The organism is Chryseobacterium jejuense (assembly GCF_900100075.1).
GTDB classification, from domain to species: domain Bacteria; phylum Bacteroidota; class Bacteroidia; order Flavobacteriales; family Weeksellaceae; genus Chryseobacterium; species Chryseobacterium jejuense.
Map to the genome: position 1 here is coordinate 454,832 of NZ_FNEG01000001.1, position 12,691 is coordinate 467,522.

A 12,691-nucleotide genomic window follows, 5' to 3' on the forward strand; every position below is an offset into this window, starting at 1 on the left:
GACAGATAGAATATGAAAAGAATGATGATCGCTTCCCTGTTTTTAATAATAGGATGTAAGGAAGAAAAGAAAGAAGCAGTAGTTACCCAACCGGAATCCGAAATGAAAGAAAATGTAGTTCAGGAAACGAAGCCTCAGGTAAATGAATCGGAAGAAGCGAAAAAATGGTTAGAAGAAAGTATCGAAGACTACTTTAAATCAGATCTTGGGAGTCTTGATAAAAATATGCAGAAAATAACCACCAAGGATTATTATGATTATAAAGGAGATGCCATGAACGTTGATATGGATGTGGACGGAAGCCTTACAGAACAGGAATTCAAAAATAAATGGAAAGGAAAGTTCGATATTAAAAAAGCAGGTGTTGGTGTTGGATTCTTAATTGCAGGGCAGGATTGGTCTAAAATACAAGTAACAAAATGCCAGTTGTTATCTGAAAATAAGAACAGCTACCTGTTTGATGTCGTTCTTACCGATAAAGAACCGAAAGAAGTATATCCAATTAAAGTAAAGGTAATGAAAGAAAACGGATCTTTTTTAATTGCCGATGTATTGCAGGATGTTCCTGAATTTAATTAAAAGATAAGAAAGACAATGTCAAAAATAGAAATAGCATGCTTTAACCCTGAATCAACAATAATTGCTTTCGAAAATGGGGCCAACAGAATAGAATTATGTGCCGGATTAAGCGAAGGAGGAACAACTCCCGATTTTCAGTCTACAAAAGACTTAAGAGAAAAGATAAACATTCCTATCTTCGTCATGATTCGTCCGAGAGGTGGTGATTTTACCTATTCGGATGCTGAATTTGAGCAGATGAAGAAAGATATAACCGCTTTGAAATCATTGAATGTTGATGGTTTTGTATTCGGTATTCTGGATGAAAATGATGAGGTAAATGTTGAGCAAAATAAAACGTTGGTTGAATTGGCTTCACCACTTCCATGTACATTCCATCGTGCCTTCGACAGAGCAAAAGGACTGGAAGAGTCTTTAGAAAAAGTAATTGATTGCGGTTTTACAACCATACTCACTTCGGGCCAGAAACCTAATGTATCAGAAGGAAAAGAAAATCTGAAAAAATTAGTAGCCCTTTCCAATGGAAGAATTGAAATTCTTGTAGGTGGTGGTCTCCGTTCCTCAAATATTGAAGATATCAGAGAAGCTACAAAAGCTGATTACTTTCATTCTTCAGCGATTACTGATGGTGGAGCATTTGTGAATCCTGATGAGGTGGTAGCTTTGAAGAATAAATAATTATTATATACTTCATTTGTCATTCTGAGCGTAGCGAAGAATCTCAAAATATTGCAGAGACTCTTCGTTCCTCGGAATGACAAAACTACTTTTAGTTTTTGAAACTATAAAATGAAGAACATTCATTTATAAATAGTAAAAAAATAAGCTAATTAATATTAATTTAAACGCAAAGTTTTATACAAAAGGCTGTTATATTTTAGGAAGCAAAGTAAGGCGGCAAAGCCGCTGAATAAGCAGAAGGATAACGTTCGCTTCATCATAATCGATTGCAAATCGATTCTTTCTTAGCTCCCTTAAAAATAATACGTACTGTAAATAAAAACTTTGCGCTTAAAAAAATAAACATAGACAAATGGCCAAAAACGAATTGCTCTACAGAATAATAGGCATGTCTGTAGAAGTTCATTGTCTTTGAAAAAGTAAATGATTTTTAATTTAAACGCAAAGTTTTATACAAAAGGCTGTTATATTTTAGGAAGCAAAGTAAAGCGGTAAAGCCGCTGAATAAGCATATGGATAACGTTCGCTTCATCATAATCGATTGCAAATCGATTCTTTCTTAGCTCCCTTAAAAGTCATACGTACTGTAAATAAAAACTTTGCGTTTAAAAAATAAACACACACAAATGACAGAAAACGAATTATCTTACAAAATAATAGGAGCGGCTATAGAAGTTCATAAAAACTTAGGTGTTGGATTATTAGAAAGTGCCTATGAAACAGCTTTAGCCTACGAATTAAGAACAATGAATCTTAATGTAAAACAACAAGTCGTTTTACCATTACAATACAAAGAGATCTCAATAGAAAATGCATATAAAATTGATCTTATTGTAGAAGATAAAGTGATTGTAGAGGTTAAATCTGTATTAGAATTACACCCTATTTTCCATGCACAGGTATTGACTTATTTAAAACAGACACACATAAAGCTCGGACTTCTTATTAATTTTAATAGTGAACTCATTAAATACGGAATTCACAGAATTGTAAACAAAATTATTGATGCATAAAACTTTACTTTTTGCCTTTATTTTCATTCAGAACGTTCTTTTTGCCCAGTATTCGGAGAGAAGTCTCTCTTCTGAAAACTGGACGTTCAAAAATTCAAAAGATAAAAACTGGCTTCCTGCCAAGATCCCTGGAACGGTTCATCTGGATCTGATGGCTAATAAAATTATTCCGGATCCTTTTAAAGATGAAAATGAAAAAAAGGTTCAATGGGTAGAAAATGAAGATTGGGATTATCAGACGAATTTTGAGATTTCATTCAAGGAGTTTGATTATGATCATATTGATCTTGTTTTTAATGGACTGGATACATTTTCAGAAATTTATCTCAATGGTAAATTACTGAGGAAAACAGATAATATGTTCAGAAAGTGGGAGATTCCTGTGAAAGAATATTTGAAACAGGGGAAGAATCTTCTACAGATAAAATTTAAATCTGCTGTGAATGAAGGAAAAGAACTGGCAAAAAAAGTTCCGTTTACGATGCCTGAATCGCCACGAAGTTTTGTGAGAAAAGCTCAATATCAGTTTGGCTGGGATTGGGGTCCAAGATTGGTAACAGCAGGAATCTGGAAAGAGGTAAAACTGGAGTTCTGGGGAAATGCAAAGGTTAAAAATATTCAGGTTCAGCAAAAGTCTCTCTCTGATACAGAGGCCGAGATTTCGTTTAATATGAACATTTTTGCTGAAGAAGAAGGTGAATATTTTACATGGTTCAACTTAAACAGAGGAATACATAGATTCCATCTCAATAAAGGTCAAAATACCATTATTCTACCTTATAAAATTAAAGATCCAAAGAGGTGGCAGCCTAATGGAAGAGGAACTCCTCATAGATATGCAACAAAAATTACTCTGTATAAAAAAGGTGGACGAATTATTCGGGATATCAATGTGACTTATGGATTGAGAGATATTGAACTTGTTCAGGAGAAAGATGAAAAAGGGAAATCTTTTTATTTCAAAGTCAATGGAAATCCTTTATACATTAAAGGAACCAACTGGATACCGGCAGACAGCTTCTCTCCAAGAATCACAGAAGAAAAGTATCAGAAACTGATTAAGGCTGCTAAAGAAGCCAATATGAATATGATCCGTATTTGGGGTGGCGGGATTTATGAAGATGAAGAATTTTATAAAGCCTGTGATGAAAACGGAATCCTGGTTTGGCAGGATTTTATGTTTGCTGGAAGTTTTTATCCTGCTGATAACGAGTTTCTGGATAATGTGAAAGAAGAAGTAAAAGATCAGATCAACAGGCTTCAAAACCATCCGTCCATCGCTTTGTGGTGCGGAAATAATGAAATTGACGAAGCCATTGTCAATTGGGGCTATCAGAAGCAATTTAAATATTCAAAAGAAGATTCATTACAGGTATGGAAAGATTATAAAAAGCTGTTTCATGAAGTTATTCCCAATACGATGAAGCAGAGCCTTACTCCGGATAGAAATCTGTACTGGCCTAGCTCTCCGTCAATAGGATGGGGGCACAAAGAAAGCCTCACTGAGGGAGATTCCCATTATTGGGGAGTCTGGTGGGGAGAACAGCCTTTTGAAGTTTATAATGAAAAAGTAGGCCGTTTTATGTCTGAATATGGATTCCAGGGAATGCCAACTTTAGCCACAACAAAATCAATGTTCTCAGGAGTTTCTGATTTGGACTTACAAAATCCAACGATTAAAGCCCATGAAAAACATGCAAGAGGTTGGGAGATCATTAATAAATATATGGAACGGGACTATAAAATCCCCACAGGTTTTGTGAAATACAATTATGTTTCTCAACTATTACAGGCTAAAGGAATGCAGATTGCGATAGAAGCCCATCGTAGGGCAAAACCTTATAATATGGGAACGCTGTATTGGCAGCTTAATGATTGCTGGCCGGTGGTTTCATGGTCATCCATTGATTATTTAGGAAACTGGAAAGCATTTCACTATCAGGCAAAAAGAAGTTTTGAACCGGTATTGATCTCCGTTGCAGAAAGCAATAAAGCCTACGGAATATATCTGATTAGTGATTTGTTGAAAGAAATAAAAGCAGATGTAAAATTTGAGCTTATTGATTTTGAAGGAAAGTCGTTATGGAAATCCAATATTATCAAAGACCTAAAGGCTGATGTGAGTGAGAAAATTTTCAGTATCAACAAAACCGATTGGGCAAAATTTGATTTATCTAAAGCGGTTTTAAAAATAAGCTCAGACACTGAAGATACGAAATTTGAAAAGCTTTTTTTTCCAACAAAACCTAAAGATTTAAAACTCTCAAAACCTAATATTACCATAAAAAAAATATCACCAACGGAAATTGAAGTCTCAACAGATGTCTTAGCGAAAGACGTATATCTTATCGGAGATGCCCATTTCAGTGATAACTTTTTTGATCTGTTACCAGGAACTTCAAAAAGAATTATTCTTTCCAGATCTTTGGATAAAGTGGAGGTGATGAGTTTGTTTGATACCTTAATAAATTAGAAATACAACTTAATATTTTGTAAATGCTGAATTTTAAAAATCTGCTTAATCCCGAAAAATCTGCGAGAGAAAATCAGCATATCTTATAGTTTTCTAAACCAAATGAATCCTAAATAAGATCTAAAAAAATAGACATTTTCCATTCTCAACTCAAAAATCAGCCGTAAATTTGCCCTATATTTCTTTACAGTTATGGTAAATTTTGTTCTGATTGCAGTATGTATTATTGCAGGAATGGCATTCAAAGCAACAAAATCTATCCACCCGGATGCCCACAAGGGGATCAATACCTGGATTCTTTATCTTGCTCTACCGGCAGTTTCATTTAAATATCTGCCCAAAGTACAATGGACAACGGAAATGCTTTTTCCGATTGCAGCTACTTTTTTAATCTCTGTATTCTGCTTCTTTTACGTAATGTTTTACAGTAAAAGTCGGGGATATTCAAGGCGTTCAAGAAGTACCCTTGAATTGGCAAGTGGGTACAGTAATACCTCTTTCATCGGATTTCCTTTAATCAGTGCTTTCTATGGGGAAGGCCTTCTGAGTATAGCGATTATCTGTGACCAAACCATGTTTTTTGCCCTTTCAACATTAGGAATTATTGCTGCAGTGAAAGGAGGCAGCAAGTCTGGAAAAGTAAGTGCCGCGTTTATTCTGAAACGCTTAATTACATTTCCACCATTAATTGGTTGTATTTCTGCGCTGGTGCTATCTCAGTTCATCGATTTAACTTTTGCAGAACCTCTTTTTGATAAATTAGCTGCTACAGTAAGTCCATTAGCTTTGTTTTCCGTTGGATTACAATTGAAGTTTAATGGCTGGAAGAAACTGATTCCTCAGATGTCTGCTTCTATGCTCTATAAATTGATCCTGGCTCCGGCTATTGTGTTGGGAATGGCTTTACTGTTAGGTATAAAAGGAGATGTAGCCAAAATTACCGTATTTGAAGCAGCAATGCCTACCTTAGTGACTTCAAGTATCATTGCAGAACAGTTCCGGCTGAATACAAAACTCACCAATCTGATTATTGGAGTCAGTATTATTGTAGGATTTTTTACCTCTGCAATGTGGTACGAGATCACCCAGCTTCTTTTTTGATAAATAAAGGTGAACAAAAATGTTCACCTCTGTATGTTTATTTTATTTAGGTTCGTCAGGATTCCAACCTCCGCCTAAACATGAGACTTGATGAGCGAAATCATAGGTGTTCACTCCATTATTGAATTCATAATTAAATGTTTCTCCAGGAGCTGAAAAATATTTTGCACTGGTAACTGTTAGTCTAAAGTTTGCTGTTTTTATTTCAGTATATTTTCCACAAGAAATAAAACTTTCCAATTGGCAAGCAGTATCTAGTGTAGCCCATGTTTCTCCTTTAGGAATGATAACCATTACCCAGGGATTAGGGACGGATAAATAGCCGCCAAGTGCTTTCTGTTTCAAGGTCAACTTAAACTGAATGTCGTATGGCGCAGGCTGAGAAATATGTAGTTGGACATTCCTGTTATCCAGTATAGAATTGTAACAAAGAGGAGTTACAGGATCCATACTTAAAGTTACGATTGTATTATTTGAAGTTTTTTTTTGTGCTGTTTTTGATGCAGTTATATTAGAATTCTTCTCTAAAGAAGAAACATCTTCTGTCCCTTCATTATGACATGATGTAATCATGAATAAAAAGGATGATAGTAATACTAGTTTTTTCATGGAATTAATTTTTCACTAATTAAAGAAAAAATATAAAACAATCCAAAGTTTAAAAAGAATAATGAAATGAGATATAATTTTGCAGTTCTCTCCAGAAACATCTAATTTTACACTTTAAATATTTCCCTTGCAATACGCTCAAATTGTTTTACCACTGAATTTAAAAGGATCCTTTACCTATAAGGTTCCGGAAGAACTAATGTCTCAAATTCAATTGGGAATGCGGGTTTTGGTGCCATTTGGAGGAAAAAAAATCTATACAGGGATTATTTTTGAACTTCATGATAATGCTCCGGATAATTTTGTAGCGAAGGATGTTATCAGTATTTTAGATGACAAACCAATACTTCCTGAAGAGCAGATCCGTTTCTGGAACTGGCTTTCCGATTATTATCTGTGTAATCTCGGAGAAATTTATAGGTTGGCTTTTCCATCTTCACTAAAACTGGAGAGTGAAACCTATCTAAAATTAAAACCAGGTGTAGTCGTTGACTTTGAAAATCTGGATGTCAATGAAATGTACTTGGTTCAGGCGCTGGAGGTGAGGCAATTGGTGAATCTTACAGATATTGAAGCCTTTATTCCAAAAAAGGAAATTATCAAAACCATCAATTCACTGATTGATCTTCAATATATTGAGATTGATGAGAAAATTGCAGAGAAATATAAGGCTAAAGAAGTCGCTTACGTAAGAATTAATGGAGAGGTTCTCAACAACCAGAATCTTACAGAAATTCTTTTAAAATTAAATAAAGCTCCTAAGCAAAAAGATCTATTTCTTCTTATTCTGGAGAAACAGTCAGAAAAGCCTGACCTTCATATTAAAAAAGCAGAACTGTTTGAAGACGGTTACTTTGGAAGCTCTCATTTTAAGGCATTGGCAGATAAAGGCCTTGTTGAGGAATATTATATGCAGAAAGACAGGATTGAAAGCTATGAAGGTGAAATTGAAGAGCTGGAAGAACTTTCTGAAGAACAGAAAACCGCCAAATCCGAGATAGATGAAGCCTTTGAAGAAGGGAAAAATGTACTGCTTCACGGGGTAACATCATCCGGAAAAACTCATATTTATTTAGAAAAGATCGAGGAATGCATCAGAGAAGGGAAGAATGTTCTGTTTTTGCTTCCTGAAATTTCATTGACCAAGCAAATTACCCAAAGACTGGAGAAAAAATATGGCAGACAATTAGGCTTTTATCATCAGAAGCTTACTGATTTTGAACGGGTAGAAGTATGGAGAAGAATCAAGCAAAATGATATCAGTATTCTTGTAGGAACCAGAAATGCCTTGTTTTTACCTTATCAGAATTTAGGTTTGATTGTGGTGGATGAGGAACACGATTCTGCGTATAAGCCAAGAGAAGTCACTCCTTATTTTAATGCTAAAGATGCCGCCCTGGTTTTGGGTGGTTTATATAATGCCGGAGTTATTCTGGGATCTGCAACACCTTCTGTTGAAAGTTATTACAGAGCCAGAAAAGATAAAATGAAATACATCTTCCTGAATGAAAGATTCGGGAATGTAAATCTTCCTGAATATGAACTGATTAATTTCAAAGAAGCGCAGGAATCCAAGAATGTATCCGGAAATTTTTCCACAATGCTTATTGATGCCATCAAACATACCATTGATGAAAAGAATCAGGCCATTGTTCTTCATAACAGACGTGGTTATGCCAATGTTATAGAGTGTGAAACCTGTGGGTATGTGAATTACTGCTCCAATTGTGATGTGGTAATGACCTATCACAAAGCCGCCAATGAAATGAAGTGCCACTACTGTGGACAAAGAGCATCAAAACCGAGAACCTGTCCGAAATGCAATTCTGAAAACCTGAATGAAAGAGGAGTAGGAGTAGAGCAGATTCATGAGGAAGTTTCAAAACTTTTTCCTGAAAATGAAGTAGACAGAATGGATGTGGACTCTATGCGTAAGAAATTTGCCTACGAAAAACTGTATGAAAAGATTGAAGATGGAGAAACCGATATTGTAGTAGGAACCCAGATGATTTCCAAAGGACTTGATTTTGACCATATAGAATTGGTAGCCATTCCTAAAGCAGATTCCTTATTGTATGTACAGGATTTCAGAGCTGAAGAACGCGCTTATCAGTTGATTACACAAGTTTCCGGAAGAGCGGGAAGAGTTTCCGGAAAGGGTAAAATCCTGATCCAAACTTATAATCCCGACCATTCCGTCTTCCAGTTGATTAAAATGAATAATCCAGCGAAGATCTATAAATATATCCTTACCGAACGCCAGAAATTCCATTATCCGCCGTTTACCAAGCTTATTATGATTGAACTGAAGCATAGGAGAGATGATAAAGTAGACCGTGCTTCTCAGTTTTTAGGTTCTATCCTCAGAAAATATCTTCCTGAAGAATGTATTTTGGGTCCGGAAAGAGCTCAGATTGCCAGGTTGAATAATTTATATCAATTCCAGATTTTACTGAAATTACCCCGTGGTAAAAACTATGAGAAGTTTAAAAGCTTGGTATTGATAAGTTTGAAAGAATTTGATGAAATTACTGCTTATCAAAGCATTAAAAAGGATGTTTTTGTTGATTTTTAACAATTTTTAACAAACTTTACAGTCTTTTATAAGACGTCTGTGGTCCGTTATATAACAATAATATCTACTTTTGGTCGTTGATTAAGTGTTTGGCTTTTTTATTGAATGATTTAACTTATCATTTTTTATAGGCTCAAACTATAGAACAAAAAAAGGATAGATGGTAAAATTCAGAAAATATATTTCAAGTGCAGCGGTGTTGGCTTCCGGTCTTTTCCTGGCTCAATCTACCGTTTCTACTGTTCTTTACTCTCAGAATTACGACAATCAGAAAAGCAGCTTAAACCTTCCGTCGCCTGTAGGCTCGATGGAGAGAAGTGTTTTGTCGGCTAAAGAACTTGTAGACATTAATGTAAACACAATGATGGCGGATCCTGTGCTAAAAAATGCAAATTGGGGATTCGTGGTGTATGATCCGAAAACAAAGAAGGTGATCTCTTCGTATAATGAAAGCTCTCCGCTAGTTCCGGCTTCCACAACAAAGTTGCTGACAACAGAAACAGCATTAAACTTGTTAGGGGAGAACTACCGTTGGCTTACTCAGTTAGAGTATGCAGGAACTGTAGATGAAAACGGAACATTAAACGGAAACCTTTATGTAGTAGGAAGTGGAGATCCTTCCCTGGGAACAAATAAAGCAGGAGCAGGATCTTACAGAGACATTATTTCAGATTTCATAGGTGGACTTTCACGTGAGGGAATCAGAAAGGTAAATGGTGATATTATCATTCAGACAGCGCTTTTCAAAGGCAATATTGCAATGCTTCCGGAAAATGTTGTATGGTTGGAGAACAATAATTACTATCTGCCTGCTGGAACAACTCGTGCGATTAATCCGGCTAACGAAAAACTGATCGTAAAGAAATCCGGTTTTTCTACAGAAAAGAAGTTTTTCTACGTTTCACCATATGCTCATCAGATGGTATATGCGGAAAAGTATGATGGCGATGGGGTTTTAACAACAAAACTTCCTGATGCTCCAGCTTATCTGGCTAATTCTTTCAGAACTACGTTGGTAAAAAGCGGAATTCCTGTTACCGGAAAAGTATTTGCAAAGATGACAGATCCCACTCCTGAGAACAGAAAAATGATTTCTGCTTACAAATCTCCAACATTGGGTGATATCATATATTATACGAACCAACATAGTGATAACTCTCTAGCAGAAGCTTTATTAAGAACAGTTGGATTCCAGAAATTAGGAGATCAGACTTCAGAATCAGGAAGAATTGTAGTGACAGATCACTTAAAAGATGCCGGTTTTGATATGTTGGGTCTTACTTATATGGATGGAAGCGGACTTTCAAGAAGCAATAATGTGACTCCAATTTCTCAGGTGAAGTTTTTAACCTCTTTAATGGATGAAAAATATTACAGATCTTATTTAACGTCTTTACCTATCGGCGGACAATCCGGAACATTGAAAAGAATGTTCATTGGAACTGGAAACGGGCAGGTTTTTGCGAAAACAGGAACTTTAAATAAAGTGAAAACGTTAGCAGGGTATCTGAAAACAAACTCCGGTAAAACTTTAGTTTTCTCTCTGATGGTGAATAACTATTCAGGATCGGTAGATATGGTGAAGAAAAGAATGGAAAAGATTCTTGAACCCGCTCTGGACCTTTAGAAGCAGTTTATTTTATATATTATAAAAACCTTTTAATCAATGATTAAGAGGTTTTTTTTATATTTGAATACTACAATTTTCCTGCATATGAGAAATTTTTACATTCTGATGCTGAGTTTTTTAATCACTCAGCAGGTTTATAGCCAAAAAGTGGATCAACATACTGAGATGAAAGGGTTAGTTGAAAAGGAAATGAAATCTTTCACCCAGAAAATGGGTGCCGGCAACGTAAACCCCAATACTCTGAATTATGACCTGCAGTATCAGAGAATGGATCTAAATATTGACCCTGCTGTTTACGCTGTTTCCGGATCTGTAACTTCGCATTTCAAACCTAACCAGACAATGGGAAGTATTTATTTTGATTTTACCAATCTTCTGACAGTTTCCCAAGTGCAATACCATGGAAATACTATTCCGTTTCAGCAGTTTTCTACTCAGGAGATTAAAATAGATTTTCCTGCCTCCTTACCAGCTAATACCTTGGATTCATTAACCATTCATTATTCAGGTGCTCCGGCAAACAATACGGTCATGGTTGGAAATCAGGGATCTAATGGAATACCTGTTTTCTCTACTTTAAATGAACCTTATGGTGCACAGGATTGGTTTCCTACCAAGCAAAGTTTGAATGATAAGATCGAAAAATTTGATTTTAAAATCACTACTCCCTCTCAATATAGCGTGGCAGCCAATGGAAAGCTGATGTCGGAAATTATTACAACAGCTACCGGGAAGAAACTGACCTTCTGGAGAACAATGTATCCTACGGCAGCCTATCTTATTGCTTTATCTATCTCAAATTTTGCTAAGCAGAATACTACAATAGGAAATCCACCATTTCCGTTTGTGAATTATATTTATCCGTCAACGGCCGGAAATCCAGGATTGATGTCCAATATTGAATGGACAAAACAGATTATGGATGTTTTTGAAACCTATTTTGGCCCTTATCCTTTCCGCAATGAGAAATACGGACATATGGAATATATTAATGGTGGCGGAATGGAACACCAGACGATGTCTTCTATGATTGGCTGGCCAAAATATCTTATAGCTCATGAGCTTGCTCACCAGTGGTTTGGAGATAAAGTAACCTGTGCAAAATGGAATGATATATGGCTGAATGAAGGCTTTGCTCATTTTGCAGAGTATGTTGCCAATGAAAAACTGATTATGACCCATGATGAGTTTATGAATTATCTGGAAGGCCGGATTAATTATATTACCAACGCTGCAGGAGGGACAGTCTATGTTCCGGATGCACAGCTTAATAATATAAACCGAATTTTTGACAGCAGATTAACCTATACTAAAGGAGGTTATGCTTTAAGAATGCTAAAGTGGATCTTAGGTGACAATGTCTTCTATCAGTCACTTAAAGATTATCATGAGAGACCGGCGCTGGCTTACAATTATGTGACTACAGCAGATTTTAAGGCTTCTTTGCTTCAGTCTACAGGAAAAGATTTTACAGAATTTTTTAATGATTGGATCTATGGTGAAGGATATCCAACTTACACAATAAAGTGGAAACAAACAGGGAGCCAGTTAGCATTTAAAGTTTCCCAGACCCAAAGCAGCCCAACGGTAAGCTTTTTCGAAATGCCTCTGCCTGTAAAAGTAACCGGAACTAGCGGTGAGGTTGCTTATCTGGCGCTTGATAATACTTTTAATAACCAGTATTTTGTTGAAAATATATCGTTCCCGGTAGCGAGTGTTCAGTTTAATTATGAATATCAGATGGTGGAAAAGAATTCTACTGTAGCTCAGGATAATACTTTAAGTGTATCTTCTGTAGAAAAGGATGATTTTGGTTTATACCCTAATCCAGCCAAAAATGAACTTTTTCTTAAAGGGATTAATAAGGAAACAGAATATTCTATTCATGGGATTGATGGCAGGTTGATAAAGAAATCAATGTTCAAACCTGGTAAGCCAATACAGATTGGTGAATTGGTTCCCGGAGCCTATATTATGAGTATAAACGAAAAATATATTAAGTTCATTAAACATTAAATATACAACAGAAT

The 12,691-nt window shown here is 35.8% G+C and carries 9 protein-coding genes; 8 read left to right on the top strand and 1 reads right to left on the bottom strand.

Annotated features, from left to right (window positions below; translation table 11 throughout):
• Positions 1-12 precede the first annotated feature (12 nt).
• From BLS98_RS01985 to BLS98_RS02005, 5 genes are all read left to right on the top strand, one after another.
• The gene (locus BLS98_RS01985) at positions 13-579 is read left to right on the top strand and encodes a hypothetical protein (protein WP_089733073.1); all 567 of its coding nucleotides are present in this window, start codon (positions 13-15) and stop codon (positions 577-579) included.
• A 15-nt stretch (positions 580-594) separates the two neighbouring features.
• Positions 595-1,257: a copper homeostasis protein CutC gene (locus BLS98_RS01990; protein WP_089733075.1), complete on the top strand. Its 663-nt coding sequence runs from the start codon at positions 595-597 to the stop codon at positions 1,255-1,257.
• Positions 1,258-1,886: 629 nt separating this feature from the next.
• Positions 1,887-2,273 carry a GxxExxY protein gene (locus BLS98_RS01995; RefSeq protein ID WP_089733077.1) on the top strand — a complete coding sequence of 129 codons (387 nt, stop codon included), beginning with the start codon at positions 1,887-1,889 and terminating at the stop codon, positions 2,271-2,273.
• A complete protein-coding gene (locus BLS98_RS02000) occupies positions 2,266-4,746 on the top strand; it encodes a beta-mannosidase (protein WP_089733079.1) in 2,481 nt (826 codons plus the stop codon). The genes BLS98_RS01995 and BLS98_RS02000 overlap by 8 nt, the downstream gene beginning before the upstream one ends.
• 192 nt (positions 4,747-4,938) lie before the next feature.
• Positions 4,939-5,847, top strand: coding sequence for an AEC family transporter (locus tag BLS98_RS02005; protein ID WP_089733081.1), 909 nt, complete (start codon positions 4,939-4,941; stop codon positions 5,845-5,847).
• A 42-nt stretch (positions 5,848-5,889) separates the two neighbouring features.
• On the opposite strand, the gene BLS98_RS02010 is transcribed toward BLS98_RS02005, so the two are convergent.
• Positions 5,890-6,456 carry a hypothetical protein gene (locus BLS98_RS02010; protein WP_139166063.1) on the bottom strand — a complete coding sequence of 189 codons (567 nt, stop codon included), beginning with the start codon at positions 6,454-6,456 and terminating at the stop codon, positions 5,890-5,892.
• 127 nt (positions 6,457-6,583) lie between these two features.
• On the opposite strand from BLS98_RS02010, the gene priA reads away from it, so the two are divergent.
• From priA to BLS98_RS02025, 3 genes are all read left to right on the top strand, one after another.
• A complete protein-coding gene (gene priA / locus BLS98_RS02015; RefSeq protein WP_089733085.1) occupies positions 6,584-9,031 on the top strand; it encodes a replication restart helicase PriA in 2,448 nt (815 codons plus the stop codon).
• A gap of 160 nt (positions 9,032-9,191) precedes the next feature.
• Positions 9,192-10,658, top strand: a complete 1,467-nt coding sequence (gene dacB / locus BLS98_RS02020; RefSeq protein ID WP_089733087.1) for a D-alanyl-D-alanine carboxypeptidase/D-alanyl-D-alanine endopeptidase — start codon at positions 9,192-9,194, stop codon at positions 10,656-10,658.
• A gap of 87 nt (positions 10,659-10,745) precedes the next feature.
• Positions 10,746-12,677 carry a M1 family metallopeptidase gene (locus tag BLS98_RS02025; RefSeq protein WP_089733089.1) on the top strand — a complete coding sequence of 644 codons (1,932 nt, stop codon included), beginning with the start codon at positions 10,746-10,748 and terminating at the stop codon, positions 12,675-12,677.
• Positions 12,678-12,691: the final 14 nt, after the last annotated feature.

Excerpts from the sequence above, each read along its gene's own strand:
- BLS98_RS01985 (WP_089733073.1), top strand. The coding sequence starts at position 13 with ATGAAAAGAATGATGATCGCTTCCCTGTTTTTAATAATAGGATGTAAG.
- BLS98_RS02025 (WP_089733089.1), top strand. The coding sequence starts at position 10,746 with ATGAGAAATTTTTACATTCTGATGCTGAGTTTTTTAATCACTCAGCAG.
- dacB (WP_089733087.1), top strand. The coding sequence starts at position 9,192 with ATGGTAAAATTCAGAAAATATATTTCAAGTGCAGCGGTGTTGGCTTCC.
- BLS98_RS02005 (WP_089733081.1), top strand. The coding sequence starts at position 4,939 with ATGGTAAATTTTGTTCTGATTGCAGTATGTATTATTGCAGGAATGGCA.
- BLS98_RS01995 (WP_089733077.1), top strand. The coding sequence starts at position 1,887 with ATGACAGAAAACGAATTATCTTACAAAATAATAGGAGCGGCTATAGAA.
- BLS98_RS02000 (WP_089733079.1), top strand. The coding sequence starts at position 2,266 with ATGCATAAAACTTTACTTTTTGCCTTTATTTTCATTCAGAACGTTCTT.
- BLS98_RS01990 (WP_089733075.1), top strand. The coding sequence starts at position 595 with ATGTCAAAAATAGAAATAGCATGCTTTAACCCTGAATCAACAATAATT.
- BLS98_RS02010 (WP_139166063.1), bottom strand. The coding sequence starts at position 6,456 with ATGAAAAAACTAGTATTACTATCATCCTTTTTATTCATGATTACATCA.